The following is a 24,862-nucleotide window of genomic DNA, read 5'->3' as shown; positions in this document are numbered from 1 at the left end:
CCGTGTTGCGGATCCGGGTGCCCGTGTTGCGGATCCGGGTGCCCGTGTTGCGGATCCGGGTGCCCGTGTTGCGGATCCGGGTGCCCGTGTTGCGGGTTCGGGTGCCCGTGTTGCGGGTTCGGGTGCCCGTGTTGCGGGTTCGGGTGCCCGTGTTGCGGGTTCGGGGGCTCGTGTTGCGGGTTCGGGGGCCGCAACACGGCCCGTCCCGGTCAGCCGACGAGGCGGTCGACGAGGTCGGCCCACCCCGCCTCGAGCCGTTCGAGGGGCAGTCCGCGCTGAGACGTGAGGTGCGCGGTGAGGGCCGAGTCGACGAAACTCAGCAGCGTGTGGGCGAGCAGTTCGGGGTCGCCGCCCGTGGCCTGAACCCCGGCGGCGCGGAGCAACATCGCCAGATGCGTGTGCCGCACCCGAAGGGACGGCGTGAGATACCGCCGTTCGGGTTTGCCCTCCGCGGCGAGGTACAGCTCGCGATGCGCGGCGTCGTGCCGCAGTGCCGCGGGCCCGAAGGCGTCGAGGCGTTCACGCGCGGTCGCGCCCGGCCCCAGGGGCGGTTCGCCTTCGAGGAAGCCGGCCTGGAATCGCGCCTCGACGTGGTCGAGCAGAGCCTGCAGCAGACCGACGCGGTCGCCGAACCTGCGAAACACCGTGCCCTTGCCGACCTCGGCGGCGCTGGCGACGGCGTCCATGGTCAGGTGTTCGACGCCGTGTTCGTCGGCGAGTCGCGCGGCGGCGGCCAGCAGCCGGGCCCGGTTCCGCACGGCGTCGGCGCGCAGCCGCGGTTCCTCGCCGATCGGCGTCAACGGAAGCACGCGTCGCTGTGGCACGCCCACCGACGATAGCGGTTCCCCGACCTCGCCGTGGCATGTACGGGACGCATGGCGGGTTGCCTACACCACTACAGGTGGACCCTGGTCCGGTTACGCGGAGAGCTCGATGTCATGATCCCTACCCGTCAGTACGTCCCCACGCCGTCGGGAGGCCCCACCCCATGTCCGTCGAGATCCTGACCCTGGTCGGCAGCCTGCGCGCCGGCTCGCACAACCGGCAGCTCGCGGAGGCCGCGGCGAAGCTCGCACCGGCCGACGTCACGGTGACGGTCGCCGACGGCCTCGGCGACCTGCCGTTCTACAACGAGGACATCGACACCGACGCGACGCTGCCTCCCGCCGCGGCCAGGCTGCGCGCGGCGGCCGAGCGCGCGAACGCGTTCCTGTACGTCTCGCCCGAGTACAACGGCACCATTCCCGCGGTGCTGAAGAACGCGATCGACTGGCTGTCGCGTCCCTGGCAGGCCGGCGCCATGATCGGCAAGCCGGTGGCCGTCATCGGCACCGCGCTCGGCCAGTACGGCGGAGTGTGGGCGCACGACGAGACCAGGAAGGCCGTGAGCATCGCCGGCGGCACTGTCGTCGACGACGTCACGCTCGACATCCCGGGTTCGGCCACGCGCTTCGCCGAGACGCACCCGTACTCCGACGCCGAGGTCGCCGAGCAGCTCACCAAGGTCGTCACCACGCTGGCCGCCAAGGCCACCGCCTGACGAGACCCTGACCTCGACGCACGTGCGGCCGGCGGGCGAATGCTCGCCGGCCGCACGTGTCAGCCCGTGTTGCGTTCTCCGGGGACCGTGTTGCGGGTCCAGGGGATCGTGTTGCGCATTCCGGGGACCGTGTTGCGGATTCCGGGGCGATCATCACCCGGCACGGACATGCTCGCCGCCAAACGCCGCACCTGCGCGAAAGCGGCATCTGAGCGGAGTACGGCTCCGCAGCCCGCGGTCGAACTTGCCGCCCACACCGAGCTCGGGAGATCCTGGACACCTCGGTGCTCGATACGGCCGGCGGCTACGACGACGTGGCGGAGGTGGCACTCGTGTCGAACGGGCCCACGCTCATCGGTTCGGTGCAGCGCGCCCTGCACCTGCTCGACGCCGTCGGCGCGAGCAGCAGACCCGTCACGGCGAAACACCTGGCTCGCACCGTCGGGGTGCCGCTGCCGACCGCTTACCACCTGCTGCGGACCCTCGTCCACGAGGGCTACCTGCGCAAACTGGAGGACGGTTACGTTCTCGGCGAGCGGCTCCGCCCCGCAGCACCGGAACACGTCTCGCAGCGGCTGCTCACCCACGTCCGTCCGATCCTGCGGGCATTGCGGGACGAACTCCACGGCGCGGCCTACCTCGCGCTCTACACCGACGGCGAGATCGAACTGGTCGACATCGTCGACGGCCCGCGCACACCGCCGGCCGACCTGTGGGTGGGCGCCCACGAAGCGGGCCACGCCACGGCGTTCGGCAAGTGCATCCTCGCCACGCTCACGCGCGACGAGCGCGCCGACTATCTCGCCAGACACCGCCTGGCCGACCTCACCCCGAACACGATCACCGACGCCCGCACGCTCGAACACTCGCTGTCGTCCGGTGGCGAGGTGTTCGACGACCGACAGGAGTACCTCCTCGGCACGGCGTGTCTCGGCGGCGTCGTCCACGGGCCCGGCGTGCTCGGCGCCGTGGCCGTGTCGCTGCCCGCCCGGCGGTACCGCGCCACGCGAGCGGCCGCGCGGGTGATGCAACGCGCCGCCCACCGGGTCAGCCGTGCCGCGGCGGCCGACGCCGTCACCCGGTAGGCGGCCGCCGTATCAGCATCTGAAATCGGGACCGTTGCCCGAGGTCCGCGCAGGCGAGAAGAGTTGCTGACGAGCCCCAGTCACCGTCGACGACACCGCGCCGACGAAGACGACTGCGGCAACGAACACTGCGGCAACGAACAACACTGCGGCAACGAACAACACTGCGCCGACGAACGACCCTGCGCCGACGAAGACGACTGCGGAGGACGGGCATGGACACGGCAACGAGGCTGGACCTGTACCGCACGATGATGCTGATCCGCACCTACGAAGAAGCGATCCTGCGCGAGTACCACGCCGACAAGAAGCCGGTGTTCGACATCGGCGCCGGAGCGATCCCCGGTGAGATGCACCTGTCGGCCGGGCAGGAACCCGTGGCCGCGGGTGTCTGCGCCCACCTGACGTCCTCGGACGCCGTGACGGCCACGCACCGGCCGCACCATTTCGCGATCGCCCATGGTGTGGACATGCACCGCATGACCGCGGAGATCTTCGGACGGGTGGACGGGCTCGGCAAGGGTCGCGGCGGCCACATGCACCTGTTCGACCCCGACGTGCACTTCTCGTGCTCGGGCATCATCGCCGAGGGGTACCCACCCGCACTGGGCCAGGCGATGGCGTTCCAACGGCGCGGCACCGATGCCGTGGCCGTGGCGGTCACCGGCGAGGGTGCCGCCAACCAGGGCGCGTTCCACGAGTCGCTGAACCTCGCCGCATTGTGGAAACTGCCGGTCGTGTTCGTGATCGAGGACAACGAGTGGGGCATCTCGGTTCCCCGCAGCGCCTCGACGTGCGTCACCTCCAACGCCGACCGCGCCGCCGGGTACGGCATCCCGGGCACCCGCGTCGAGGACAACTCGGTCGAGGCTGTGCATCACGCGGCGTCGGAGGCGGTGGCACGGGCACGCGCGGGCGACGGACCGAGCCTGCTCGAGGTGCACACCCTGCGGCTCTGGGGCCACTTCGAAGGTGATCCGCAGGCCTATCGGCACGACCTCGACGGCGTGCCCGGTCGCGACCCGCTGCCCACCTACGAGCAGAAGCTGCGCGACGAGGGCCTACTCGACGAGGCGGCGGTGAAATCCGTCGCCGCCGACGCGAGCGAGCGGGTCGAGGACGCGATCACGTTCGCCCGGCGCAGCCCGCTGCCGGACCCGAAGGAGGCTCGCGACCTCGTGTTCGCCTGAGGCGCACGCCCGGACCGCCACCGCTCGCCGCGCCCTCGCCCGGGGCGTGGACCGCGCGGTCACCCACTCACCACGAACCGGATCTCGAGGAGGAGCAATGTCGCTCACCGGTGCCGCCGACGCCTCCCACGCCTCGGCGTCGACGACCACCCGCAAGCTCAGCACGTCGAAGGCGATGGTGGAGGCCGTCGCCGCGGAGATGGAGCGCGACCGGGACGTGTTCGTCATGGGCGAGGACGTCGGAGCCTACGGCGGGATCTTCAGCTCGACGACCGGTCTGCTCGACCGGTTCGGCCCGCAGCGGGTCGTCGACACCCCGATCTCCGAGAGCGCGTTCATCGGCGCCGCGATCGGTGCCGCCGTCGAGGGCATGCGGCCGATCGCCGAGTTGATGTTCGTCGACTTCTTCGGCGTCTGCATGGACCAGATCTACAACCACATGGCGAAGATCCACTACGAGTCCGGTGGCAACGTGCGCGTGCCGATGGTCCTGACCACCGCGGTCGGCGGCGGCTACTCCGACGGTGCGCAGCACTCGCAGTGCCTGTGGGGGACGTTCGCGCACCTGCCGGGCATGAAGGTCGTGGCGCCGAGCAACCCTGCCGACGCCAAGGGGCTGATGACGTCGGCGATCCGCGACGACAACCCGGTCGTCTACATGTTCCACAAGGGCATCATGGGCCTGCCGTGGATGGCGAAGAACCCGCGTTCGGTCGGCCCGGTTCCCGAGGAGGACCACGAGGTGCCGATCGGCAAGGCCGCGATCGCGCGGCCCGGTACGGACGTCACGATCGCCACGCTGTCGCTGTCGGTGCACCACGCACTCGACGTCGCCGACGAACTGGCGGGCGACGACATCGACTGCGAGGTCGTCGACCTGCGCAGTCTCGTACCGCTCGACACCGACACGATCCTCGAGTCCGTCGGCCGCACGGGCAGGCTGCTCGTGGTCGACGAGGACTACCGGTCGTTCGGCGTGTCCGGCGAGATCATCGCCAGGGTGGCCGAACACGATCCCGGCATGTTGTCGGCCCCGCCGGTGCGCGTGGCCGTACCCGACGTGCCGATCCCGTACGCCCGCGGGCTCGAGGACGCCGTGCTGCCGACCAGCGAGCGGATCCGCACCGCCGTGTTCGGCGTCATGGGGAGGTGAGCGGTGACCACGTCGCGCCAGGACGTGCCGTTCCCCACGGTGTCGCAGTCCGATCCGGATGCCGAGGGCGTGCTCGCCACCTGGTTCGCGTCCGACGGCGAGCGGGTCTCCGAGGGTGACCTGCTGGCCGAGGTGGCCGTCGACAAGGTGGATGTCGAGGTCCCCGCTCCGGCCGCGGGCGTCGTGCGGCTGCTGGTCGGCGAGGGTGACGTCGTCAAACAGGGCACCCCGATCGCACGGCTGGAGTGAACGGCACGGGGGTCGGCCTCGGAGGCGGCACCTCCCGTCGGCGACGCCGTGTCGGGAGCGCCGTGTCGCCGAGCGGGTCGTAGGATCGCGCGGGTGACTTCCCGCGACCCGCTCGACGTGCTGAACCGGGTGTTCGGCTACGACGAGTTCCGCCCCGGCCAGCAGAAGATCGTCGACCACGTCACCGCGGGCGGCGACGCGCTCGTGCTCATGCCGACCGGTGGCGGCAAGTCGCTGTGCTATCAGATCCCCGCGCTGGCCCGTGACGGCACGGGTGTCGTCATCTCCCCGCTCATCGCGCTGATGCAGGACCAGGTCGACGCGCTGCGGGCACTCGGCGTACGCGCCGGGTTCCTCAACTCGACGCAGGATCCCGACGAGCGGCGGCTCACCGAGTCCGAACTCCTCGCGGGCGAGCTCGACCTGCTCTACCTCGCGCCGGAGCGGCTCAACCTCGAGTCGACACGCCGACTGCTCGACCGGGCGCCGCTGGCGCTGTTCGCGATCGACGAGGCGCACTGCGTGTCGCAGTGGGGGCACGACTTCCGCCCGGACTACCTGGCGCTGTCCGGCCTCCACGAGCAGTGGCCCGACGTCCCCCGCATCGCGCTGACGGCCACGGCCACGAAGGCCACGCACGCGGAGATCTCGACGCGGCTGGGCCTGGACGACGCGCTGCACCACGTCGCGAGTTTCGACCGGCCGAACATCCAGTACCGCATCGCGCCGAAGAACGACCCGCGCAAGCAACTGCTCGACCTGCTGCGCACCGAACACGACGGCGACGCGGGCATCGTGTACTGCCTCTCGCGCAAGTCCGTCGAGGAGACGGCGGATTTCCTGGTGCGCAACGGCATCGACGCCGTGCCGTACCACGCGGGGCTCGACGCGGCGACGCGCGAACGGCACCAGGCGCGGTTCCTGCGCGAGGACGGGCTGATCGTCGTCGCGACGATCGCGTTCGGCATGGGCATCGACAAGCCGGACGTACGGTTCGTGGCTCATCTGGACCTGCCGAAGTCCGTCGAGGGCTACTACCAGGAAACGGGCCGCGCGGGCCGCGACGGCCTGCCGTCGACCGCGTGGCTCGCCTACGGGCTGCAGGACGTGATGCAGCAGCGCAAACTGATCGAATCGTCCGAGGGCGACCAGGCGCACCGGCGCAAACTGGCCACGCACCTCGATGCGATGCTCGCGCTGTGCGAGACGGTCGAATGCCGCAGGGTGCAGCTGCTGGCCTACTTCGGCCAGGACGGCGAGCCGTGCGGCAACTGCGACACGTGCCTCACGCCGCCGGAGTCGTGGGACGGCACGGTCGCCGCGCAGAAGCTGCTGTCGGCCGTCGTGCGGCTCAAACGCGAACGGAACCAGAAGTTCGGCGCCGGGCAGATCATCGACATCCTGCGCGGCAAGACGACCACGAAGATCACGCAGCACCGGCACGACGAGCTGAGCGTGTTCGGCGTCGGCTCCGACCTGGGCGACAACGAGTGGCGCGGCGTGATCCGGCAGCTGCTGGCGACGGGCCTGCTGGCCGTCGAGGGTGAGTACGGCACGCTCGTCGCGACGCCCGCCAGCGACGAGGTGCTGTACCAGGGCAGGACGGTGCGGCTGCGCCGCGAGCCGAAACGCACCGCCACGCGGGAGAAGACCACGCGCGGCGCCCAGCCCGCGGATCTGCCGGACGAGGCGAAGCCCGCGTTCGACCGGCTCCGCGACTGGCGCGGGTCCACCGCGAAGGAACAGGGCGTGCCCGCCTACATCATCTTCCACGACGCGACGTTGCGGCAGATCGCCGTCGACCATCCGTCCACTCTGGACGAACTGGGCCGGGTCAATGGCGTCGGCGAGAACAAGCTGAACAAGTACGGCGAACAGGTCCTGGCCGCCCTCGCCGGCTGAGCGCGTCCTCGAAAAGCCCCCAGGGGCACCTTGGTTGCATTGAGCACAACCATGGTGCCCCTGGGGGCGTCGCCGGTCAGCCTCAGGAGTGCTTGGCGATCGAGGCGAGGATGTCGTCGGCCAGTTCGGGCCTGCACACGACCAGGTCCGGCAGGTACGGGTGCGGCGCGTTGTATTCGAGCGGCGAACCGTCCACACGGGACGCGAACAGCCCGGCCGCCTGGACGACACCCGCGGGCGCGGCGGAGTCCCATTCCCACTGGCCGCCCGCGTGCAGGTACGCGTCCGCCTCGCCGCGCAGCACGGCCATCGCCTTGGCACCGGCCGACCCCATCGGGACCAGTTCGGCCCCGAGGTCGGCGGCGACACCGGCGGCGAACTCCGGCGGCCTGCTCGCACTCACGAGAATCCGGCCCCGGCCCGCACGCGGCGCCAGGGTCACGTCTCCGGTCACGTAGACCGTGTCCCGATCCGGCTGGGCCACCGCGGCGTCGGTAATGCCCTTGCCCCGCTGCCACAGCGCGACGTGCACGGCCCAGTCGTCGCGGCCTGACTGGGAGAACTCACGCGTGCCGTCGAGCGGGTCGATGATCCACACCCGGTCGGCCGACAACCGGTCGCTGCTGTCGGCCGACTCCTCCGACAGCACGGCGTCCCCGGGACGGGCGGCGGCGAGCCGTTCGAGCAGCAGCGCGTTCGCGCGCGTGTCGCCGCGTTTGCCGAGCTCCTTCGGCTCGAGGTCCGCGCCGTCGGCACGCACGTCGAGCAGCAATTTCCCGGCTTCGACCGCCAGCTGCCCGGCGAGTTCTGCGTCTGTGGTCATTCACCCAGCAAAGCAAGCCCACCGCCGCGATCGCCACCGGGGTCGAAACAAGAACATGTTCTTGCCATGGGGACGGTGAGCCGCGAAGCTGAACGACATGGACCTCGCCACCCTGGAACAGATCAAGCAGACCAAGTACCGCTACCTCCGCTGCGTCGACCTCAAGCGCTGGGACGAGCTCGCCGACGTGCTCACCGCCGACGCCACGGCCGACTACGGCAGCCCCGCACTCGGCGAGGCACTGAGCTTCACCGGCCGCGACGCGATCCTCGACTTCCTGCGCATGAACCTCGGCGGCACCATCATCACGACGCATTCCGCGGGTCAGCCGGAGATCGACATCGACGGCGACACCGCGACGGGCACCTGGTCGTTCGAGGACACGGTGATCGCGCCGGAGCACGACGTGCTGATCAAGGGTGCCGCGTTCTACCGGGACCGCTACCGGCGCGGTGACGACGGCGTGTGGCGGATCGCCCACACCGGCTACCTGCGCCTCTACGAGATGTCGATGTCGACCACCGACGTCCCCAGCCTGCGACTGACGGCCAACCTGTGGGCCGAGACGGCGTGAGCACGACGTTCGTTTCGTTGACCGGATGTAGAACACGTTCTATCGTGTGGGCGTGATCACGCAGCCGCTGGCCGACGCCATCGCCGAAGCCGAGAAGGTCATCGCCGACGCGCCCCACGTCCGCAGCGAAGCGGATCTCGTCGAGGGATACGACTACCTCGCGGGCGGCATCCAGGCGTGCCTGCACCTGGCCCGCGCCTATCAGCGTGACCATCCGTTCTTCGTCCAGTCGACCGGTCCGTACACGAAGATGGGCCTCGACAACCCGGACGCGCTGTACTTCCACTCCTACATCCGCGACGACGCCGAGTACGTCGTCACCGGCACCCGCGGCACCACCACGGACCTCAGCTTCCAGGTCCTCGCCGGTGACTACACGCCCGTGGAGGTGCCGGACAGCCTCACGGCGTTCGACGACCGCGAGCTCGACGTCGCGCCCGACGGGACGTTCGAGATCCGCTTCGGCCCGAACCGAAGCAAGGCCGGCCGCGGCTACTTCGTCCTCCCCGAGGGCGCGGCGATGCTCGTCGTCCGTGAGGTCTACAGCGACTGGGCCGAGCGCCGCGGCACGATCCGCATCCACCGTGACGACACGGCGGGCACCGCCCCGCCGCCGCTCGACCGCGACACGATGGCCAAACGCTACGGCGTCGCGGGCAAGATGCTGCTCGGCAGGTTGCGGACGTTCCTCGCCTTCCCCGAGTGGTTCTACCTCAAGCTGCCGGTGAACACGCTCACCGAACCGCGACGCACGCCGGGCGGGCTCGCGACGCAGTTCTCGTCCGTCGGGCACTACGACCTTCCCGACGACAAGGCGATGATCGTGACGGTGCCGAAGTCGGACGCGCCGTATCAGGGCATCCAACTCGGCAGCATGTGGTACATCTCCCTCGACTACGTCAACCACCAGACGAGCCTCACCGCCGATCAGGCCACTGTGGACCCCGACGGCCGGTTCCGCTTCGTCATCAGTGAGCGAGACCCCGGTGTCGCCAACTGGCTGGAACGCCTGGGCCACGACCGCGGGTACGTGCAGCTGCGCTGGCAACGGCTCTCCCGCGACCTCGGCGCCGCCGACGGGCCCACGGCCGAGGTGGTCGACGTCGACGAGCTGCCGGCCCGGCTGCCGTTCCGCGAGCAGGCGAGGGTCACGCCGGAGCAGTGGTCGGCCCGGATCGCCCGCAGGCAGGCGGAGTTCGCCACGAGGATGCTCGGATGACGATCCTCAGCGGCAAGGTCGTCGTGGTCTCGGGCGCCGGTCCCGGGCTGGGCAGGGCGATCGCGATGCGCAGCGCGCACGCGGGTGCCGACGTCGTCCTCGTCGCACGGGACGAGGAGCGGCTCGGGAAGCTGGCGGCCGAGGTGCGCGGACTCGGCAGGCGCGCGCTCACCGTGCCCGCCGACATCACCGACGACGAGGCGTGCGCCCGCATCGTCGACGTGACGGTCGCCGAGTTCGGCCGCGTCGACGCCCTGGTCAACAACGCCTTCACGATGCCGCCGATGACGGATCTGACCGACGTGCGGATCGACAAGCTCCGCGCGGGCCTCGACGTCAACGTGTTCGCGGCGCTGCGACTCACCCGGCTCGTCGCCCCGCAACTCGCACCGGACGGCGCCGTCGTGATGATCAACTCCGCGGTGCTGCGCCATTCCCGGCAGCTGTACGGCGCGTACAAGATGGCGAAATCGGCGCTGCTGTCGGTGTCGCAGAGCCTCGCCTCGGAACTCGGACCGACGGGCGTGCGCGTGAACTCGGTGGCACCGGGCTACATCTGGGCCGACATGCTGCAGGCGTACTTCGCCTACCTCGCGGGCGAACGCGGCGTCGACCCGCAACAGGTCTACGACGAGACGGCCGCGACGACGGACCTGCGCAGGCTGCCCGAACCCGACGAGATCGCCGACGCGGTCGTGTTCCTCGCGTCCCCTATGGCGCGGGCGATCACGGGTCAGTGCCTCGACGTCAACGCAGGCGAGTTCCACCACTGAGGAAGGCGGTGCCATGGTCGCCACGATCGACGAGCTGCACGAGTCCGCGAGCCGCATCACCGGGCTCGACGACTTCGGCACCGACGACTACACCGACGGACTGGCCGTGCTGCTCGACTCCTACGAGCGGGAGTCTTCGCTGACCCCGTTGGGGCGCAGGGTGAAACGGGCCTTCCTCCGTGGTGCGCTGATGGCCCGGCTGCTCAGCGAGGCGGCGTGGAAACGGCACCCCGAGTACGCCGACGTCGCCGTCGAACGGCCGATCTTCGTCACCGGTCTGCCACGCACGGGAACGACGGCGCTGCATCGGTTGCTGACCGCCGACCCGGCGAGCCAGGGACTCGAGGTGTGGCTGACCGAGGTGCCGCAGCCCCGGCCACCGCGGGAGAGCTGGCACGACGATCCGGTGTTCCAGCGGATCCAGGCAGGCTACGAGCAGTACCACGTCGACAACCCCGAGTTCATGGGCGTGCACGCGATGTCGGCCGATCAGGTCGAGGAATGCTGGCAGCTGCTCCGGCAGTCGCTTCGTTCGGTGTCGTACGAGTGCCTGGCGCACGTGCCGTCGTACTCGGAGTGGCTGTCCGAACAGGACTGGACGGCGGCCTACCGGCGGCACCGGAGCAACCTCCAGCTGATCGGCCTGCCCGATGCCGGCCGCCGGTGGGTGTTGAAGAACCCGAGCCACCTGTTCGCGCTCGACGAGCTGCTGAACGTGTATCCGGACGCGCTCGTGATCCAGACGCACCGCGCACCCGAGACCGCGATCGCCTCGGTGTGCAGTCTCAACGCGCAGGCGAGCGCGGGCTGGTCGGAGACGTTCACCGGCGACCGCGTCGGCCACGACCAGCTCGAACTGTGGGCCCGAGGGTTGGAGACGTTCACGGAGGCCCGAGCCCGGCACGACCAGGCGCGATTCGTCGACGTCGACTACGACGCCTTCGCCGCCGACCCGATCGGCACCGTCGAGCACGTGTACGACCACTTCGGCCTGCCGCTGACCGACGAGGCGCGCGAGTCGATGCGCCGACTGCACTCGGCGAGCACCACCGGTGCCACCCGGCCCGCGCACCGGTACTCCCTCGCCGACTTCGGCCTGACCGAGGCCGACGTCCGCCGCCGGTTCGCCGAGGTGGCACCGACGGTCGGACGATCGTAGTTACCTCGCGCACGCGGTTGTCACACATCGGTCCGGAGTCCGCGGTCGCCGGCAGTCAGGAGCGGACTTGGCCAGAGCTTGAGCGCAGTGATTCCGCTGTCGACGTGTCCGCGTCGGGACTCACCGGAGGTGTGTCCCGACGCGGATTCCACGGCGTCCCCAACATCGAGAGGGCGATGGCGACAACCGCGAGAGCCGCGGCGATCCAGACCACACTACCGGCCCCGACCACCTCGATGCCGGCAGCACCGACGACTCCCGATACACCGATGGCGAGATAGAGGACGGCCTGGTTCAACGACAGCACCACTGAGGCGCCGGCTGGATCGCGGGCGATGAGGCGATGTTGCTGCGGAGTCGTGATCGCGAATGCCGCGATGCCGTAGAAGCCGATCGCGGTGAGCGACCACCCGTACGTGGTGTGGGTGAAAGCGATGACGGCGAAGCTGAGGATCAGCCACAGCAACGCGAACAGCACCACCGAGGAGCCGCCGTAACGATCGACCAGACGGCCCGCCACGAGATTGCCTATGGCACCGGCGACGCCGAGCGCGGTCATGAGCAGCCCGAGTCGCACTCCGTCACCACCGGTTGCCGGCGAGAAGATCGCACCGATGTAGGTGTACGGGATGTAGACGGCTGTGAAGGCGACCAAGGTGGTGGCCAGCAGTGCTACCACGCGGCGGTCGCGTAGCGGTTCCAACCGCTGCCGAAAGCCACCAGTGTCGGCGACGCCTGTGGATCGCGGGATGAACAGGGCGACGCCGATGACACCGAGTACGGCAACACCGGCGGCCAGCCACATCGTGACCCGCCAGCCGTACAAGGCGCCGATCGCGGTACCGCCCGGCGCCCCGAATGCGACTGCGAGAGTGAAACCAGTGATCACTGCGGCGATCGCACGTCCGCCCACATCCTTGGAGACCAGAGCTGCGGCGGTGACCGATGCGTTGGGGATGAACAGGCCTGTCCCCACGGCCGCGACGACTTGGCCGGCCAGCAGCAATCCGAAGGTCGGTGCCAGAGCGGTGGCCACGGCACCGAACAGGTACACGATCCCGGCCGTCACCAGCACACGTTGGCGGGGCCATTTCGCGGTCACCGTGGTCATGGTCGGAGCGGCGAGGGCACACGTGACAGCGAAGACGGTCACCACCTGACCCGCGGCACCGTAACCGAGTCCGAAATCCGCGGCGAGCAGCGGAATCAAGCCGGCCAGGACGAACTCGCCGGTGCCTATGACGAAAACCCCCAACGCCAGCACAAATACTCCGACGGGGAGTCGCTGTGCTCCACGCGTGGCCGGTCGTTCGATCTCTTCCACAGTCGCTCCCACTTCCTCAGAAAACGGGACCGATCGGTACCGTTTACGGGACGGTACCGATCGGTTCCGTTTCTGGTCAAGTGGCGCTACGATCGAGGTATGGCGGTCAAAGCGCGACAGCGGCTCCTGGCGGCAGCCAGAGAACTCTTCTACTCCGAGGGCGTGCGGGCAGTGGGTCTCGATCGTCTTCTCGAGGAATCCGGGGTCGGGCGCGCGTCGTTCTACCGGCACTTCGCAGGCAAGGACGAACTGGTTGCGGCGATGCTCGACGACTACGACTCGGAGTACCGCACCTGGCTCCGGGCGCGCGTCGCCGAGCTGGGAGGCGACCCACTGGCCGTATTCGACGCTGTGGCCGAACGCGCGGAACTCACGCGCTTCAGGGGATGTGCGTTCGTCAACACCATGGCCGAGATCGCCGACCCGGATGATCCGGTCCACATGCGTGCGGCCGCACACAAGGCGGCTGTGCGCGACTACGTCGCGGAGCTGTTGACAGCAGCAGGCGTCGGTGCGGCCGACCGCATCGCCGCCCGGTGGATGCTGCTGCTCGACGGTGCCGTCGTGACCGCGGGCTATCAGCGGAATGTGCAAGCGTTCTCGGAGGCCAAGTCCATGGCCGGTGCCGATCTCGCCGCAGAGTGACCGAGCCCGGCCGATTTGCTCCGATGAGCGTTCCCATGACCGCCCATCGCGCGTCGAGGTCGGTCCGCACGGGCCACCCGCCGCACACCGACCCCGGAGGTCGCGAACGCTCTCGCGCCCGGGTTGTCACACGCCGCGGTTGTCGGGCGTCGAAGGGGTGAGAACCACACCGGCCACCCCGAAGGAGACGACCATGACCGGAGCGCTCGACGTCATATTGCTGGCCGCCGCGATCGGCTGCGCCGTGGCGAACGCCGTCGAGGTGGCGGCCAAGGTGATGCGCGCGCGGTTCGTGCTCGACAACTGCACCGAGGTGGGCCTCGACACCCGGTGGGTCCCGCATCTCGCGGTCGTCGAGGGTGCCGGTGTCGTGGGGCTGCTGCTCGGGTTCGCGGGCGTTCCACTGATCGGGACGGCCGCCGCCGTCGGACTGGTGGGATTCTTCGTGATCGCCGTCGCGGTACACGTCCGCGCACGAGTGCTGCACAACATCGCGTTCCCCGCGGTGTTCCTGCTGCTCGCAGTGGGAGCGGTCGGCCACTTCGTGTGACACGCGGGCGCTACGGGCGACCCATGTGCATGAGCGCAATCGCGCGGCAGCGCGTCGTTGAGGGGCGGTGGCCGGGCGACGGGTGGGCGCAGGACACGCGCCGGTCAGCGGACGGTGACCGACAGGGCCTGCGCGATCGTGGTGCCGAGGGCGTGGGTGGCGGCGTCGGGTGGTGGGCCGATCCTGACGACGACCGGGCCGCCGAACGGCTGTCGCTCGACCACCTCCACGCGGTCGCCGATCGTGATCGACCGTTCCGCGAGGAATCGCAGCAGCTCGGGATCGGTGTCCCACACGCGGGCGATCTCCCCGACCGCACCGGCGGGCAGTTCGTCGAGCAGGGCCGTGGACATCTCCTCGACGCTGCCGTCCGGCGCGGGGATCGGGTCGCCGTGCGGGTCGCGCACCGGGTCGCCGAGCTTGGCCGCGATGCGCTCGACGAGCCGTTCCGACATGACGTGTTCGAGGAGGTCGGCCTCGGTGTGCACCTCGTCCCACGTGTAGCCCAGTTCGGAGACGAGGTAGGTCTCGATGAGCCGGTGCCTGCGCAGCACCGACCTGGCGAGCTGCAACCCCTCGGTGGTGAGTTCGATGCCGCGGTACGGCACGTGCTCGACGAGCCCCTGCTGGGCCAGCTTGGTGACCATGCCCGACGCCGACGACGGGCTCACCTCGAGCCTGCCCGCCAGGGACGTGTTCGTCACCGCCTCGCCACGCTCGGCGAGGCCGTAGATCGCGCGCATGTAGTCCTCGATCGAGGACGAACGCCGACTCGAGCCGTCTTCCATACCTCCAAGATACGGCGTCCCCGCGGCTGATCCGGTGACCGCGTCTCACTCATCGGCAGGGCGCCAGCGGTACTTGACCCAGCCTTCGACCGGCGTGCCGCCGAGCGAGGCGTAGAACGCCTCGGCCTTGGCGTTGCCGACCTGCATGTCCCATTCGACGCGCCCACCGGTGCGCCTGCCCAGCTCGGCCATGACTTCCCTGCCCAGCCCGTACCTGCGGAACTCCGGCTTGACGAACAGGTCGTCGAGGAACACGCCGGGTGTGGCGTCCCAGCTGGGCAACGTCCACGCGCACAGCGCCATACCGGCCGTCACCCGTTCGCCCGTCCCGAGCTCGGCCTCGGCCATCACCACCCAGGCCTTCGGTTCGGGCCCGAACAGGTGCTTGGCCATGTCGCCGCGGTCGAGCACGAGGTCGTCCTTGCCCTCGTAGCGGGCGTGCTCCTCGATGAGCAGACAAATGTCCTCGACGTCGTCGGGTGTCGCGTCACGTACCGGCATGGCGTGCAGTTCAGCACAGGCCATACCCGCGATGCCACCCTTCGGGCCTATCGATCGATTGATCGGCCGGCTAGGGTTGCGGCATGCCGACCGTCCAGCTCGACACCTCCGGCCCCGACGGCGTGGCCGTCGTCCGCCTCGACCGGCCGGAGCGACTCAACGCCGTCACCGCCGAGCTCGTCGACGACCTGCTCGCCGCGCTCGACGACGTCGCCGCCCGCACCGACGTCCGCGCCGTCGTGCTGACCGGCGCCGGACGGGCGTTCTGCGCGGGGCACGACCTCAAGGAGCCCACGCCCGACGGCGATTCCCGCCCGCGTCTGGAACGCCTGCAGGACGTCACGCGCAGGCTCCGCGGCCTGCCGCAACCGGTGATCGCGGCCGTGCACGGCTACGCGATCGGGGCGGGCGCCGAGTTCGCACTGGGCTGCGACCTCGTGGTGGCCGCCGACGACGCGGTCTTCGCGTTCCCGGAGGCAGGCCTGGGCCTGAGCGTCACGGGCGCGGCGTCCCGGCTACTCCCACTGCTGGTCGGACCGCTGAAGGCCAAGGAGCTGATGCTGCTGGGCGAGCGGGTCGACGGCGCGGCGGCCGCCGAGCTGGGCCTGGTCAACCGGGTCGTGCCGCGCGACGAGCTCGACGCACACGTCACGGGACTGGCCGCGGAGCTGGCGGGCAAACCGGCCCGCTCGGTGACGCTCGCCAAGCGCGTACTGGACCACGGCATCGACGCCGCGGTCGAGACCGTGCTGGAACTCGAGATCACCCACGCCCTGCTCACCGAACACACCCCCGAGGTGCAGCAGAGCGCCGAGGAGTTCCGGTCGCGATGAGCACACACCTCGTCGAACTCGTCACCACGGCCGCCGAGACCTGGCCCGACGAGCCCGCGTGGGTCTTCGACGACACCACGGCAGGCGCCCGCGAGACGCTCACGTTCGCCGAGGTCGACCGCCGCACCCGGCAGCTCGCCGCCGCGCTGGCCGAGCGCGGGGTCACGGCGGGCGACCGGGTGGCCGTGATGCTGCCCAACCGGCCGGAGTTCCCGTTGCTGTGGCTGGCGCTGGCCCGCCTCGGCGCGGCGATGGTGCCCGTCAACACCGGGTACCGCGAACTCGACGGCGGGCACGTGATCGCCCACTCGGGCGCGACGCTGGCGGTGACGTCCGGCGAGTTCGCCGACCTGCTCCGCACCGTCGCACCCGGCACCGCACTCCGGGAGGTCCTGACGACCGACGAGCTCACCGCAACCGGTCCCGCTCCCGAGTTCACGCCCACGCCGGAGACGCCCACCAACATCCAGTACACGTCCGGCACGACCGGTGCGCCGAAGGGCTGCGTCCTGCCGCACCGCTACTGGACGACCCTCGCCGACGACCTGGCGACGGAGTTCCCCGCGGTCTCCTCCGACGACGTCATGCTCACCGCGCAGCCGTTCCACTACATCGATCCACAGTGGAACGTCGCGTTGGGCCTGCGGTCCGGCGCGACACTCGTGGTGCTGGACCGCTTCCACCCGTCGACGTTCTGGCAGAAGGTGCGCGACCACGACGTCACGTGGTTCTACTGCCTCGGCCTGATGCCGACGCTGCTGCTGCGCATGCCCGAGTCGCCGGCGGATCGCGACCACCGCGTCCGCGCGATCACGGCCTCGGCCGTCCCGCCGGAGCTGCACGCCGAGCTGGAGGCCCGCTGGGGCGTGCCGTGGTACGAGGCGTTCGGCATGACCGAGACCGGTGGCGACATCCGCATGTACCCGCGAGACCACGACGAGTTGGTCGGCACCGGCTGCATCGGCCGTCCCGCGGCGCACCGCGAGGTGATCGTCGCCGACTCCGACGGCACGCCGGTGCCGCGGGGCGCCGAGGGAGAGCTGCTGATCCGGGGCACCGGACTGATGCACCGCTACCACGACGACCCCGAGGCCACCGCGACGGCGTTCCGCGGCGGCTGGTTCCACACCGGCGACCTCGCGCGCATGGACGAGGCGGGACGCGTGTTCTTCGTCGGCCGCACCAAGGACATGATCCGCCGCAGCGGCGAGAACATCGCCGCGGACGAGGTGGAACGGGCCCTCCTGCTGCATCCCGCCGTCACGGGTGCGGCGGTCGTCGCCGTGGCCGACGAGCTGCGCGGCGAGGAGGTCAAGGCGTACGTCGTGCTCGCCGAGGACGTCGATCCCGAGGCACTGGCGGAGTTCTGCGAGGCGAAACTCGCACGGTTCAAGGTGCCGCGGTTCTGGTCCGTTGTGGACGAACTGCCGATGACGCCGTCGGAGCGCGTCGCGAAGGGGAAGTTGCGGGAGGGCGACCAGCGCGCCGGAGCGTACGACCGGAAGGCGGGCACGTGGCTGTGACGGGCAACGGCGGTGGCACACCGGCCCGCGACCGCGTGCACCGCGCGGCGGTGCGGCTGTTCGCCACGAAGGGATTCCACGGCACGGGCATCCGCGACCTCGCCAAGGCCGCGAACCTGTCGTCGGCGAGCCTGTACCACTACATGCCGACGAAGGAACGCCTGCTCGCCGACATCATGGCCGCGTCGTTGCAGAGCCTGCTCGACGCGGCACTGCGCGAACTCGACGGCGTCGACGACCCCGCCGAACGACTCGACCGGCTCGTGACGCTGCACGTGACCCGGCACGCCCGCGAACCGATGCGCACGCGTGTGGTGGACAACGAGGTCGACGCCCTCACGCCCGCGTCCCGCCGGGACGTCGTCGGCATCCGCGATGCCTACGAGCAGCTGTGGTCGGACGCCCTGGACGACGGGCTGCGCAGGGGTGTGTTCACCACCACCCGCCCCGCCACGACCCGGCTGGCACTGCTGGACATGTGCAACGGCGTCGCCCGGTGGTTCTCCCCCGGCGGCGAGCTGGGCAGAAACGACCTCGCCGAGCACTACGCCGACCTCGCGCGGCGCCTCGTCGGAGCACCGCCTCGACCACCCCGTTGAGGGGGCATCGGCCCAGCGCGACGGGGGTGGCGCTTGCCCCGACGCCGCCACTGGGGGACGCTCGTGGGGTGAGTGAACAGACTATCCACCTGGAACTCAACGACGAGGGCGTCGCCCCCGGGCTTCCCACGCCCACCGATCCGCAGGACCACATCCACGATGTGCCCTACCGTCCCGTCGAGTTCCGTGACGACGACCTTCCCGCCGCTCTGGAGCGCGGCGCGGCCTGGCTCCGCAAGGCGCAGCAGTGGCTCGGCGAACCCGCCGACGTCATCGCCGTCCACCTCGATTACGACGATCGCGACGGATACCCGTACTACAACCTGAAGATCCTCTGCAACGAGGAGGATCTCGCGGGCGTCCCCCTCGCGATCAAGCAGGGCAGTCGGTCCTGACGGCCGATCGCTGACGCCGGGGCCCTGGCAGGGCCTCGCCACGTCGCAGGTGCGCCGGCGTCGGCACTCCTGCCCTGCGACAAGGCACGTACACCACCACGGTGACGCCGCACCGGGCCGCGAACCGCCGTGGAACGCATCATCGACGCTGTGGAGTCGTCCACGCCGTGACGTCATCCACGCCGTGCAGCCACAGTGCGGCAACGCCCCGGAGGCAGCTGCGCCCGGGGCGTTGCCGCACCGAGTCCGGCCACCGCCCGCCTGCCGGTCCTCAGCGGGCCGTCGCGACGGTGGTGTCGGCCCGATCGTCGGCCGGCTCCCGGTAGGCGGCCACCGCGAGCCGCGTCTCCTCCTGCACGAGGTCACCGTTGAGCTGTGCGGCCGTGAAGGCACCGGCCGCAGCGGCACCCCCGACCTGCGCCGACGGATCCGTGACATTGCCCGCGGCCCAGATCCCGGCGACGTCGGTCTCTCCGCGCCCGTCGACGGCCAGATGGTCTCCGGCACCCGACGGGTGCTCACCCGGATACAGCCCGACGCCCGCCAGGAATCCGGCACGCACGGTCATCCGCGGCCCGGCCACGACCACGTCCCGCGCCGTCGTCGACCCGTCCGCCGACCGCACGCCCGTGATCCGGTCGCCGTCGAGGTCCACCGCGGTGACCTCACCCTCGACGATGCGGATGCCCCTCGCGAGGAGCCGTTCCCGGTCGTCGCCGGAGAGGGTCGTCCCCCGGGCGAAGAACACGACGTCGTCGCTCCACTGCCGGAACAGCAACGCCTGGTGCACCGACATCGGCCCGCCCGCGAGCACCCCGATCGCGCGGTCCCGCACCTCCCACCCGTGGCAGTACGGGCAGTGCACGACGCCGTGGCCCCACTGCTCCCGCACGCCAGGGACGTCGGGCAGTTCGTCGACGAGTCCCGTCGTGACGAGCACGCGGCGCGCCGCGACGGCCCGGCCCTCCGCCGTGGTGACGGTGAACCCGCCCGCCTCGGCACGCGACACGTCGTCGACCCTCGTCGTCACGATCTCCCCGCCGTAGGCCCGCACTTCCTCGCGACCACGTTCGAGCAGCTCGGCGGGTGGCGTGCCCTCCCTGCCCAGCAGCCCGTGCACCGCGTCCGCAGGGGCGTTCCGCGGCTCTCCCGCGTCCAGCACGAGCACGCTGCGCCGCGCACGCGCCAACATCAGCGCCGCGTTGAGCCCCGCGGCACCACCGCCGATCACCACGACGTCCCAGCGGCCCGTGTCCTGTGTCCGTTCCTGTGTCATGTCCGACCACCTCCGCCTCCCACACTGCGCCCACTTCACGAATCCGGCAAAGATTCTTGCGGATACAGCAAACTCTGCGCAGAAACGTCCCGTCCACGTGGAGACGATCGGGATGCAGCAGGGAGCCGGCGGACGAACCGCTCCCGCGACACCGGCGACCAACACGGGGGAACGCTGCCCACACCCGCGGCGCCGCCCTCGCACTCGAACCGCTCACAGACCCACCGTCTCCCGGCTAGTCTTATCGGCATGATCACGTGTTCCGTCTGGTGGGCGGTTCCGGTGGACGACACCGCCGAGGACCGGGAGCTTCTGACCGACGTCGAGCTGGACCGGTACTCGGCGTACCGCAAACCCGAAGACCGTCGGCGGTTCCTCACCGGGCGAGTCCTCGCGAAGACCCTGGTCGGCAGGCGCCTCGGTATCCCCGCGGCCGACGTCGTGTTCGACGCGACCTGCGAGGACTGCGACAAGCAACACGGCCCGCCGCGCATCCCCGGCAGCAGGCTCCGGCTGTCGATCTCCCATTCCGGCGACCGCGTGGGCCTCGCCCTCACCGACGGCGCCGAACTGGGACTCGACGTCGAGTCCACGACGCGCCGCGCCGACGACGGGCTCCTCGACTACGCCCTGTCCGAGGCCGAACGCACCGCCGTGGCCGAGCTGCCCGACGACGACCGCACGCGTGCGTTCTTCCGCTACTGGACCGGCAAGGAAGCCCTGATGAAGGCGACCGGCAAAGGTCTGCGTATCCCGCTGACGAGCCTCACCCTGTCGGCCCCCGGCGAGCGGACACGTCTCGTGTCGTCCGAGGCGCCCACCCTGGACCCCGCCACGACCAGGCTCGCTTCGCTGCAGCCCGGCGACGGCTACGACGCCGCGGTGGCTGTCCTCACCGGCGACGAGCTGGACGTCACAGAGCATTGGTGGAGCCCGCAGCCGGCCGCACTGGGACACTGACGGTATGGACGCCGCGCGCCTGGTCGAGCAGTACCGGCGCGGCGACTTCCTGTTCGCCACCGCGCGGCGCACGGTCCTCGCCCGCGGCATCGAGGACGAGATCACCGGGACCGACGAGGACGCGCTCGCGGGCCGGGTGGCCACGGCACTCGCCGACCGCGGCGGCGGCATCGCGGCAGGCGTCCTGCCGTACGACGCCCCGGCAGGCACACCCGCGCGGCTCGTCGTCCCGCAGGCGACGCACACCGCGGGCCCGGCTCACCCCGGCGTCGGCCGACTCACCAGGGAACGCATCGGCGCTCCGGCCGCGGTGCGCCCCGTGCCGGAGCCACGGGGCCATACCGACGCGGTGCGCACGGCCGTCACCGAACTGGCCGTCCGAGACCTGCGGAAGGTGGTGCTGGCGCGGGCGCTGGACGTGGAGTTCACCCACGAGGTGCCGGTGGCGTCGATCGTGCGGAACCTGGTGCTCGACCACCGGCACGGCTACGTGTTCGGCGCGGAACTGCCCGGCGGGCGCACACTGCTCGGCGCGAGCCCGGAACTGCTCGTCTCCCGTCGCGGCGACCGCGTCGTGGCGCACCCGTACGCGGGATCCATGCCCCGTTCTGCCGACACGACCACCGACACTGCGAACGCTGAAGCGCTGCTCACCTCGAAGAAGGACCGGCTCGAGCACGCGATCCTCACCGAGGCCGTCACGGAGGCGCTTCGCCCGTTCTGCCGCGACCTCGACGTGCCCGCCGAACCCTCGCTGGAACGCACCCCGGCGATGTGGCACCTCGGCACCCGCATCACCGGGCAGCTGGCCGACCCCGCGACCACCGCACTGCACCTGGCCTCGGCGCTCCATCCGACGCCCGCGATCTGCGGCACGCCCGTCGACTCCGCGCGGCGGCTGATCGGCGAGCTGGAGCCGTTCGACCGCGACTACTACGCAGGCGCGACCGGCTGGGTCGACGCCGACGGCGACGGCGAGTGGACCGTGTCGATCCGTTGCGCCGACGCGGGCGCGACGTCACTGCGGATGTACGCGGGAGGCGGGATCGTCGCCGACTCGGACCCGCAGGCCGAGCTGGACGAGACGTCGGCGAAGTTCGCGACCCTGGCCAGGGCGATGGGACTCGACACCGACTCGCTCGTGCACTGACGTCCTCGCCGACGCAGGCTAACCCCGACGCAGGCGAACCCCCGGGCACGCGAAAGGGACATTCGGCCGCCTCGAACCGGTGGCCTCGAACCGGCGGCCTCAGCGTCGAGATGGAAAACACCGTCGACGAATACGCGAACCGGAAACGAACCGGTTCGGAAAATTCAGACCGGAAAATGCGCGACGGTCCGTGGGTGGCACACCGTCACGGCGGGCCACCCACGGACGCGCGGCGTCACTTGAGAGCGCTGATGAGAGCTTCGCGCTGACGGTCGCCGAGGCCTGCGGCCCGGCGGTCAGGGTCGATGCCCGCCTGCTCCAGGAGCGCGGCGACCTTCACGGCGCCGAGCCCGGGAACAGCCTTCAGCAGCTGGGTGACCTTGGTCTTCCCAACCGTCTTGTCGTCCTTGGCGCGGTTCAGCACCTTCTCGATGCTCTCCGAACCGTCCTTGATCGACGCAAGCAGCTCCGAGCGCGCCTTGCGAGCCTCGGCCGCTTTGGCCAGGGCTTCCTGCCGCTGTTCCGGAGTCAACGTAGGCAGAGCCAACGTACCTTTCCTTTCTTCTCGGGTGCCGCTTGTGCAGCGGCGACAACCCGGATCCCCAGGTGCTTGCCCGAGCAAGCGCTGGCCAGGCCGTCTCTTACCACGGGCCCAGTAAACGCCAAGACCCCTTGTTCTGCGAAATCGACACGCGATGATGCCCCGTCCGAGGCATGCGGGCCGAAACGTCCCGGCCGTGGTCGAGGCGCTACTCGCAACTGTTATGCGCAGCACCTGCTGCACCTCGCAGCTTACGGATAGGCTCGCGCTGAATCCGAGTTCACCGCAAGAACCACGGGAGCCTCAATGTTGAGCACGATGCAGGACGCCCCCCTTTCGATCGCGACCCTGTTGAAACACGGCAGCAAGTTGCACGGCACGAGCGAAGTGGTCACGTGGACCGGATCGGATACGCGCCGACGGAGCTACGCCGAGGTGGGCAACCGTGCCGCACAGCTGGCGGGCGCCCTCCGCGGCCTCGGCGTGACCGACGACCAGCGCGTCGGCACGTTCATGTGGAACAACGCCGAGCACCTCGAGGCCTACCTGGCGATCCCCGCGATGGGCGCGGTGCTGCACACCCTGAACATCCGCCTGTTCCCCGAGCAGCTGGTGTACGTCGCCGACCACGCCGAGGACCACGTCATCATCGTCGACGGCACGCTGGTCCCGCTGCTGAACAAGCCCCTCGCCCAGATGAAGACGGTGCGTCACGTCGTCGTCTCGGGCGGTGACACGGCGGCCGTCGAGGCGCCCGAGGGCGTGCAGGTCCACGACTACGAACAGCTGCTCGCCGCCCAGCCCACCGAGTTCGACTGGCCCGAGATCGACGAGCGCTCGGCGGCCGCGATGTGCTACACGTCCGGCACCACGGGTGAGCCCAAGGGCGTGGCCTACTCGCACCGCTCGATCTGGTTGCACTCGATGCAGGTGTGCATGTCCGACAGCATGCGGATGTCCGACACCGACACGAGCCTGGTCATCGTGCCGCAGTTCCACGCGATGTCGTGGGGTGTGCCGTACGCGGCGTTCATGGTCGGCGCCTCGATGGTCATGCCCGACCGGTTCCTGCAGCCCGGGCCGATCGCCGAGATGATGGCGGTCGAGAAGCCGACGCAGGCCGCGGCCGTGCCGACGATCTGGCAGGGCCTGCTCCAGCACCTCGACGCCAATCCCCAGGACATCTCACACCTGCGCGAGGTCGTCGTGGGCGGTTCGGCCGCGCCGCCGTCGATGATGCACGCGTTCGAGGAGCGCTACGGCGTGCCGGTGCTGCACGCCTGGGGCATGACCGAGACGTCGCCGCTGGGCAGTGTCGCCCGACCGCCGCGCGGGACGTCCGGCGACGAGGCGTGGCGCTACCGCTACACGCAGGGCCGGTTCCCCGCCTCGGTGCAGGCCCGGCTCATCGACGACGACGGCAACGAGGTGCCGTGGGACGGCGAGAGCGTCGGCGAGCTCGAGGTGGCGGGCCCGTGGATCGCGGGCTCGTACCACAAGAACTCCGACCCGGAGAAGTTCCGTGACGGCTGGCTGCGCACCGGCGACGTCGGCAAGATCACCCCGAACGGCTACCTGACGCTGACCGACCGGTCGAAGGACGTCATCAAGTCGGGCGGCGAGTGGATCTCGTCCGTGGACCTGGAGAACGAGGTCATGGCGCACGAGGCGGTCGCCGAGGCCGCGGTCGTGGGCGTGCCGGACGAGAAGTGGGACGAGCGCCCGCTCGTGGCCGTCGTCGTCAAGGAGGGCCACACCGTGACCGCGGACGACCTGCGGGAATTCCTGGGCGGCAAGGTGGCGAAGTGGCAGCTGCCCGAGCACTGGACGTTCGTGCCCGAGGTGCCGAAGACGAGCGTCGGCAAGTTCGACAAGAAGCGCATCCGCGCCGACCACGCCGAGGGCAAGCTCGACATCACCCACTTCTAGGCGACCCCCACCCGGCCCGCCCCCACCACGCCCCCAAGGGCACCTTGGTCGCATTGAGCGCCACCAAGGTGCCCTTGGGGGCATCCTCGGGAGCCGGGGCGCGCACGGAGGGTGAACACGCGGGACTCATGGCGTGGTCCGAACGGCGCAGGCGCGGTTTACACGTCGCTGTCCGGCGATA

Annotated in this window: 26 protein-coding genes; 19 read left to right on the top strand and 7 right to left on the bottom strand. The window is 70.4% G+C overall.

Annotated features, from left to right (window positions below; genetic code table 11):
* Positions 1-209 precede the first annotated feature (209 nt).
* Positions 210-824: a TetR/AcrR family transcriptional regulator gene (locus tag LY13_RS04095; protein WP_253826765.1), complete on the bottom strand. Its 615-nt coding sequence runs from the start codon at positions 822-824 to the stop codon at positions 210-212.
* Between the two features lie 164 nt (positions 825-988).
* On the opposite strand from LY13_RS04095, the gene LY13_RS04090 reads away from it, so the two are divergent.
* The 6 genes from LY13_RS04090 (at position 989) to recQ (ending at position 7,119) form a co-directional block, all read left to right on the top strand.
* Complete coding sequence (locus LY13_RS04090; RefSeq protein WP_253826764.1) at positions 989-1,540, top strand: NAD(P)H-dependent oxidoreductase; 552 nt, start codon at positions 989-991, stop codon at positions 1,538-1,540.
* A gap of 284 nt (positions 1,541-1,824) precedes the next feature.
* The gene (locus tag LY13_RS04085; RefSeq protein WP_253826763.1) at positions 1,825-2,625 is read left to right on the top strand and encodes an IclR family transcriptional regulator; all 801 of its coding nucleotides are present in this window, start codon (positions 1,825-1,827) and stop codon (positions 2,623-2,625) included.
* 215 nt (positions 2,626-2,840) lie between these two features.
* Complete coding sequence (locus LY13_RS04080) at positions 2,841-3,815, top strand: thiamine pyrophosphate-dependent dehydrogenase E1 component subunit alpha (protein ID WP_253826762.1); 975 nt, start codon at positions 2,841-2,843, stop codon at positions 3,813-3,815.
* A gap of 97 nt (positions 3,816-3,912) precedes the next feature.
* Positions 3,913-4,968 carry an alpha-ketoacid dehydrogenase subunit beta gene (locus tag LY13_RS04075; protein ID WP_253826761.1) on the top strand — a complete coding sequence of 352 codons (1,056 nt, stop codon included), beginning with the start codon at positions 3,913-3,915 and terminating at the stop codon, positions 4,966-4,968.
* A gap of 3 nt (positions 4,969-4,971) precedes the next feature.
* The gene (locus LY13_RS04070; protein ID WP_253826760.1) at positions 4,972-5,217 is read left to right on the top strand and encodes a biotin/lipoyl-containing protein; all 246 of its coding nucleotides are present in this window, start codon (positions 4,972-4,974) and stop codon (positions 5,215-5,217) included.
* A gap of 93 nt (positions 5,218-5,310) precedes the next feature.
* A complete protein-coding gene (gene recQ / locus LY13_RS04065; RefSeq protein WP_253826759.1) occupies positions 5,311-7,119 on the top strand; it encodes a DNA helicase RecQ in 1,809 nt (602 codons plus the stop codon).
* 82 nt (positions 7,120-7,201) lie between these two features.
* Here recQ and LY13_RS04060 read toward each other — a convergent pair whose 3' ends face one another.
* On the bottom strand, positions 7,202-7,942 hold the full coding sequence (locus tag LY13_RS04060) for a 3'(2'),5'-bisphosphate nucleotidase CysQ (RefSeq protein WP_253826758.1): 741 nt from the start codon (positions 7,940-7,942) through the stop codon (positions 7,202-7,204).
* Between the two features lie 97 nt (positions 7,943-8,039).
* On the opposite strand from LY13_RS04060, the gene LY13_RS04055 reads away from it, so the two are divergent.
* Genes LY13_RS04055 through LY13_RS04040 form a run of 4 tightly spaced genes read left to right on the top strand, consistent with a single transcriptional unit; the run spans position 8,040 to position 11,667 of the window.
* Complete coding sequence (locus LY13_RS04055; protein WP_253826757.1) at positions 8,040-8,516, top strand: nuclear transport factor 2 family protein; 477 nt, start codon at positions 8,040-8,042, stop codon at positions 8,514-8,516.
* 52 nt (positions 8,517-8,568) lie between these two features.
* Positions 8,569-9,735 carry a hypothetical protein gene (locus tag LY13_RS04050; RefSeq protein WP_253826756.1) on the top strand — a complete coding sequence of 389 codons (1,167 nt, stop codon included), beginning with the start codon at positions 8,569-8,571 and terminating at the stop codon, positions 9,733-9,735.
* Positions 9,732-10,508 (top strand): SDR family oxidoreductase, encoded by a 777-nt coding sequence (locus LY13_RS04045; RefSeq protein ID WP_253826755.1) that lies wholly within the window; start codon positions 9,732-9,734, stop codon positions 10,506-10,508. The genes LY13_RS04050 and LY13_RS04045 overlap by 4 nt, the downstream gene beginning before the upstream one ends.
* Before the next feature lie 13 nt (positions 10,509-10,521).
* The gene (locus tag LY13_RS04040) at positions 10,522-11,667 is read left to right on the top strand and encodes a sulfotransferase family protein (protein ID WP_253826754.1); all 1,146 of its coding nucleotides are present in this window, start codon (positions 10,522-10,524) and stop codon (positions 11,665-11,667) included.
* Between the two features lie 55 nt (positions 11,668-11,722).
* On the opposite strand, the gene LY13_RS04035 is transcribed toward LY13_RS04040, so the two are convergent.
* Positions 11,723-12,991 carry an MFS transporter gene (locus LY13_RS04035; RefSeq protein WP_253826753.1) on the bottom strand — a complete coding sequence of 423 codons (1,269 nt, stop codon included), beginning with the start codon at positions 12,989-12,991 and terminating at the stop codon, positions 11,723-11,725.
* Between the two features lie 99 nt (positions 12,992-13,090).
* On the opposite strand from LY13_RS04035, the gene LY13_RS04030 reads away from it, so the two are divergent.
* Together LY13_RS04030 and LY13_RS04025 are read left to right on the top strand one after the other, a co-directional pair.
* Positions 13,091-13,636 (top strand): TetR/AcrR family transcriptional regulator, encoded by a 546-nt coding sequence (locus LY13_RS04030; RefSeq protein WP_253826752.1) that lies wholly within the window; start codon positions 13,091-13,093, stop codon positions 13,634-13,636.
* Between the two features lie 193 nt (positions 13,637-13,829).
* A complete protein-coding gene (locus LY13_RS04025; RefSeq protein ID WP_253826751.1) occupies positions 13,830-14,186 on the top strand; it encodes a DoxX family protein in 357 nt (118 codons plus the stop codon).
* A gap of 104 nt (positions 14,187-14,290) precedes the next feature.
* On the opposite strand, the gene LY13_RS04020 is transcribed toward LY13_RS04025, so the two are convergent.
* A complete protein-coding gene (locus LY13_RS04020) occupies positions 14,291-14,974 on the bottom strand; it encodes a metal-dependent transcriptional regulator (RefSeq protein ID WP_253826750.1) in 684 nt (227 codons plus the stop codon).
* 45 nt (positions 14,975-15,019) lie between these two features.
* Complete coding sequence (locus LY13_RS04015; protein WP_253826804.1) at positions 15,020-15,475, bottom strand: GNAT family N-acetyltransferase; 456 nt, start codon at positions 15,473-15,475, stop codon at positions 15,020-15,022.
* Positions 15,476-15,558: 83 nt separating this feature from the next.
* Between LY13_RS04015 and LY13_RS04010 the strand changes: the two genes are divergently transcribed.
* From LY13_RS04010 to LY13_RS03995, 4 genes are all read left to right on the top strand, one after another.
* Complete coding sequence (locus LY13_RS04010) at positions 15,559-16,308, top strand: enoyl-CoA hydratase/isomerase family protein (protein WP_253826749.1); 750 nt, start codon at positions 15,559-15,561, stop codon at positions 16,306-16,308.
* On the top strand, positions 16,305-17,831 hold the full coding sequence (locus tag LY13_RS04005) for an AMP-binding protein (RefSeq protein ID WP_253826748.1): 1,527 nt from the start codon (positions 16,305-16,307) through the stop codon (positions 17,829-17,831). The genes LY13_RS04010 and LY13_RS04005 overlap by 4 nt, the downstream gene beginning before the upstream one ends.
* Positions 17,822-18,430 (top strand): TetR/AcrR family transcriptional regulator, encoded by a 609-nt coding sequence (locus tag LY13_RS04000; protein WP_253826747.1) that lies wholly within the window; start codon positions 17,822-17,824, stop codon positions 18,428-18,430. Before LY13_RS04005 ends, LY13_RS04000 begins: the two co-directional genes overlap by 10 nt.
* Before the next feature lie 68 nt (positions 18,431-18,498).
* A complete protein-coding gene (locus LY13_RS03995) occupies positions 18,499-18,825 on the top strand; it encodes a hypothetical protein (protein ID WP_253826746.1) in 327 nt (108 codons plus the stop codon).
* A 271-nt stretch (positions 18,826-19,096) separates the two neighbouring features.
* Here LY13_RS03995 and LY13_RS03990 read toward each other — a convergent pair whose 3' ends face one another.
* Entirely contained in the window at positions 19,097-20,101 is a 1,005-nt protein-coding gene (locus tag LY13_RS03990) for an NAD(P)/FAD-dependent oxidoreductase (RefSeq protein ID WP_253826745.1), read from the bottom strand.
* Positions 20,102-20,350: 249 nt separating this feature from the next.
* Between LY13_RS03990 and LY13_RS03985 the strand changes: the two genes are divergently transcribed.
* A complete protein-coding gene (locus LY13_RS03985; protein ID WP_253826744.1) occupies positions 20,351-21,061 on the top strand; it encodes a 4'-phosphopantetheinyl transferase family protein in 711 nt (236 codons plus the stop codon).
* 4 nt (positions 21,062-21,065) lie between these two features.
* Entirely contained in the window at positions 21,066-22,211 is a 1,146-nt protein-coding gene (locus LY13_RS03980) for an isochorismate synthase (RefSeq protein ID WP_253826743.1), read from the top strand.
* A gap of 235 nt (positions 22,212-22,446) precedes the next feature.
* Here the strand turns inward: LY13_RS03980 and mihF are convergent, their stop codons facing one another.
* Positions 22,447-22,758 (bottom strand): integration host factor, actinobacterial type, encoded by a 312-nt coding sequence (gene mihF, locus LY13_RS03975; RefSeq protein WP_183649502.1) that lies wholly within the window; start codon positions 22,756-22,758, stop codon positions 22,447-22,449.
* A gap of 300 nt (positions 22,759-23,058) precedes the next feature.
* Between mihF and LY13_RS03970 the strand changes: the two genes are divergently transcribed.
* The gene (locus LY13_RS03970; protein ID WP_253826742.1) at positions 23,059-24,681 is read left to right on the top strand and encodes a long-chain fatty acid--CoA ligase; all 1,623 of its coding nucleotides are present in this window, start codon (positions 23,059-23,061) and stop codon (positions 24,679-24,681) included.
* Positions 24,682-24,862 lie beyond the last annotated feature (181 nt).

The sequence above is a fragment of the Prauserella aidingensis genome (assembly GCF_024171865.1).
Classification (GTDB): domain Bacteria; phylum Actinomycetota; class Actinomycetes; order Mycobacteriales; family Pseudonocardiaceae; genus Prauserella; species Prauserella aidingensis.
Note: the sequence above shows the minus strand (reverse complement) of the source record. Positions and strands in the feature narration are given on the sequence as shown.

Excerpts from the sequence above, each read along its gene's own strand:
- LY13_RS04010 (WP_253826749.1), top strand. The coding sequence starts at position 15,559 with ATGCCGACCGTCCAGCTCGACACCTCCGGCCCCGACGGCGTGGCCGTC.
- LY13_RS04055 (WP_253826757.1), top strand. The coding sequence starts at position 8,040 with ATGGACCTCGCCACCCTGGAACAGATCAAGCAGACCAAGTACCGCTAC.
- LY13_RS03985 (WP_253826744.1), top strand. The coding sequence starts at position 20,351 with ATGATCACGTGTTCCGTCTGGTGGGCGGTTCCGGTGGACGACACCGCC.
- LY13_RS04030 (WP_253826752.1), top strand. The coding sequence starts at position 13,091 with ATGGCGGTCAAAGCGCGACAGCGGCTCCTGGCGGCAGCCAGAGAACTC.
- LY13_RS04015 (WP_253826804.1), bottom strand. The coding sequence starts at position 15,475 with ATGCCGGTACGTGACGCGACACCCGACGACGTCGAGGACATTTGTCTG.
- LY13_RS03970 (WP_253826742.1), top strand. The coding sequence starts at position 23,059 with ATGTTGAGCACGATGCAGGACGCCCCCCTTTCGATCGCGACCCTGTTG.
- LY13_RS04005 (WP_253826748.1), top strand. The coding sequence starts at position 16,305 with ATGAGCACACACCTCGTCGAACTCGTCACCACGGCCGCCGAGACCTGG.
- LY13_RS04020 (WP_253826750.1), bottom strand. The coding sequence starts at position 14,974 with ATGGAAGACGGCTCGAGTCGGCGTTCGTCCTCGATCGAGGACTACATG.
- LY13_RS03980 (WP_253826743.1), top strand. The coding sequence starts at position 21,066 with ATGGACGCCGCGCGCCTGGTCGAGCAGTACCGGCGCGGCGACTTCCTG.
- LY13_RS04080 (WP_253826762.1), top strand. The coding sequence starts at position 2,841 with ATGGACACGGCAACGAGGCTGGACCTGTACCGCACGATGATGCTGATC.
- LY13_RS03990 (WP_253826745.1), bottom strand. The coding sequence starts at position 20,101 with ATGACACAGGAACGGACACAGGACACGGGCCGCTGGGACGTCGTGGTG.
- LY13_RS04060 (WP_253826758.1), bottom strand. The coding sequence starts at position 7,942 with ATGACCACAGACGCAGAACTCGCCGGGCAGCTGGCGGTCGAAGCCGGG.
- LY13_RS04090 (WP_253826764.1), top strand. The coding sequence starts at position 989 with ATGTCCGTCGAGATCCTGACCCTGGTCGGCAGCCTGCGCGCCGGCTCG.
- LY13_RS04040 (WP_253826754.1), top strand. The coding sequence starts at position 10,522 with ATGGTCGCCACGATCGACGAGCTGCACGAGTCCGCGAGCCGCATCACC.
- LY13_RS04075 (WP_253826761.1), top strand. The coding sequence starts at position 3,913 with ATGTCGCTCACCGGTGCCGCCGACGCCTCCCACGCCTCGGCGTCGACG.
- LY13_RS04025 (WP_253826751.1), top strand. The coding sequence starts at position 13,830 with ATGACCGGAGCGCTCGACGTCATATTGCTGGCCGCCGCGATCGGCTGC.
- LY13_RS04045 (WP_253826755.1), top strand. The coding sequence starts at position 9,732 with ATGACGATCCTCAGCGGCAAGGTCGTCGTGGTCTCGGGCGCCGGTCCC.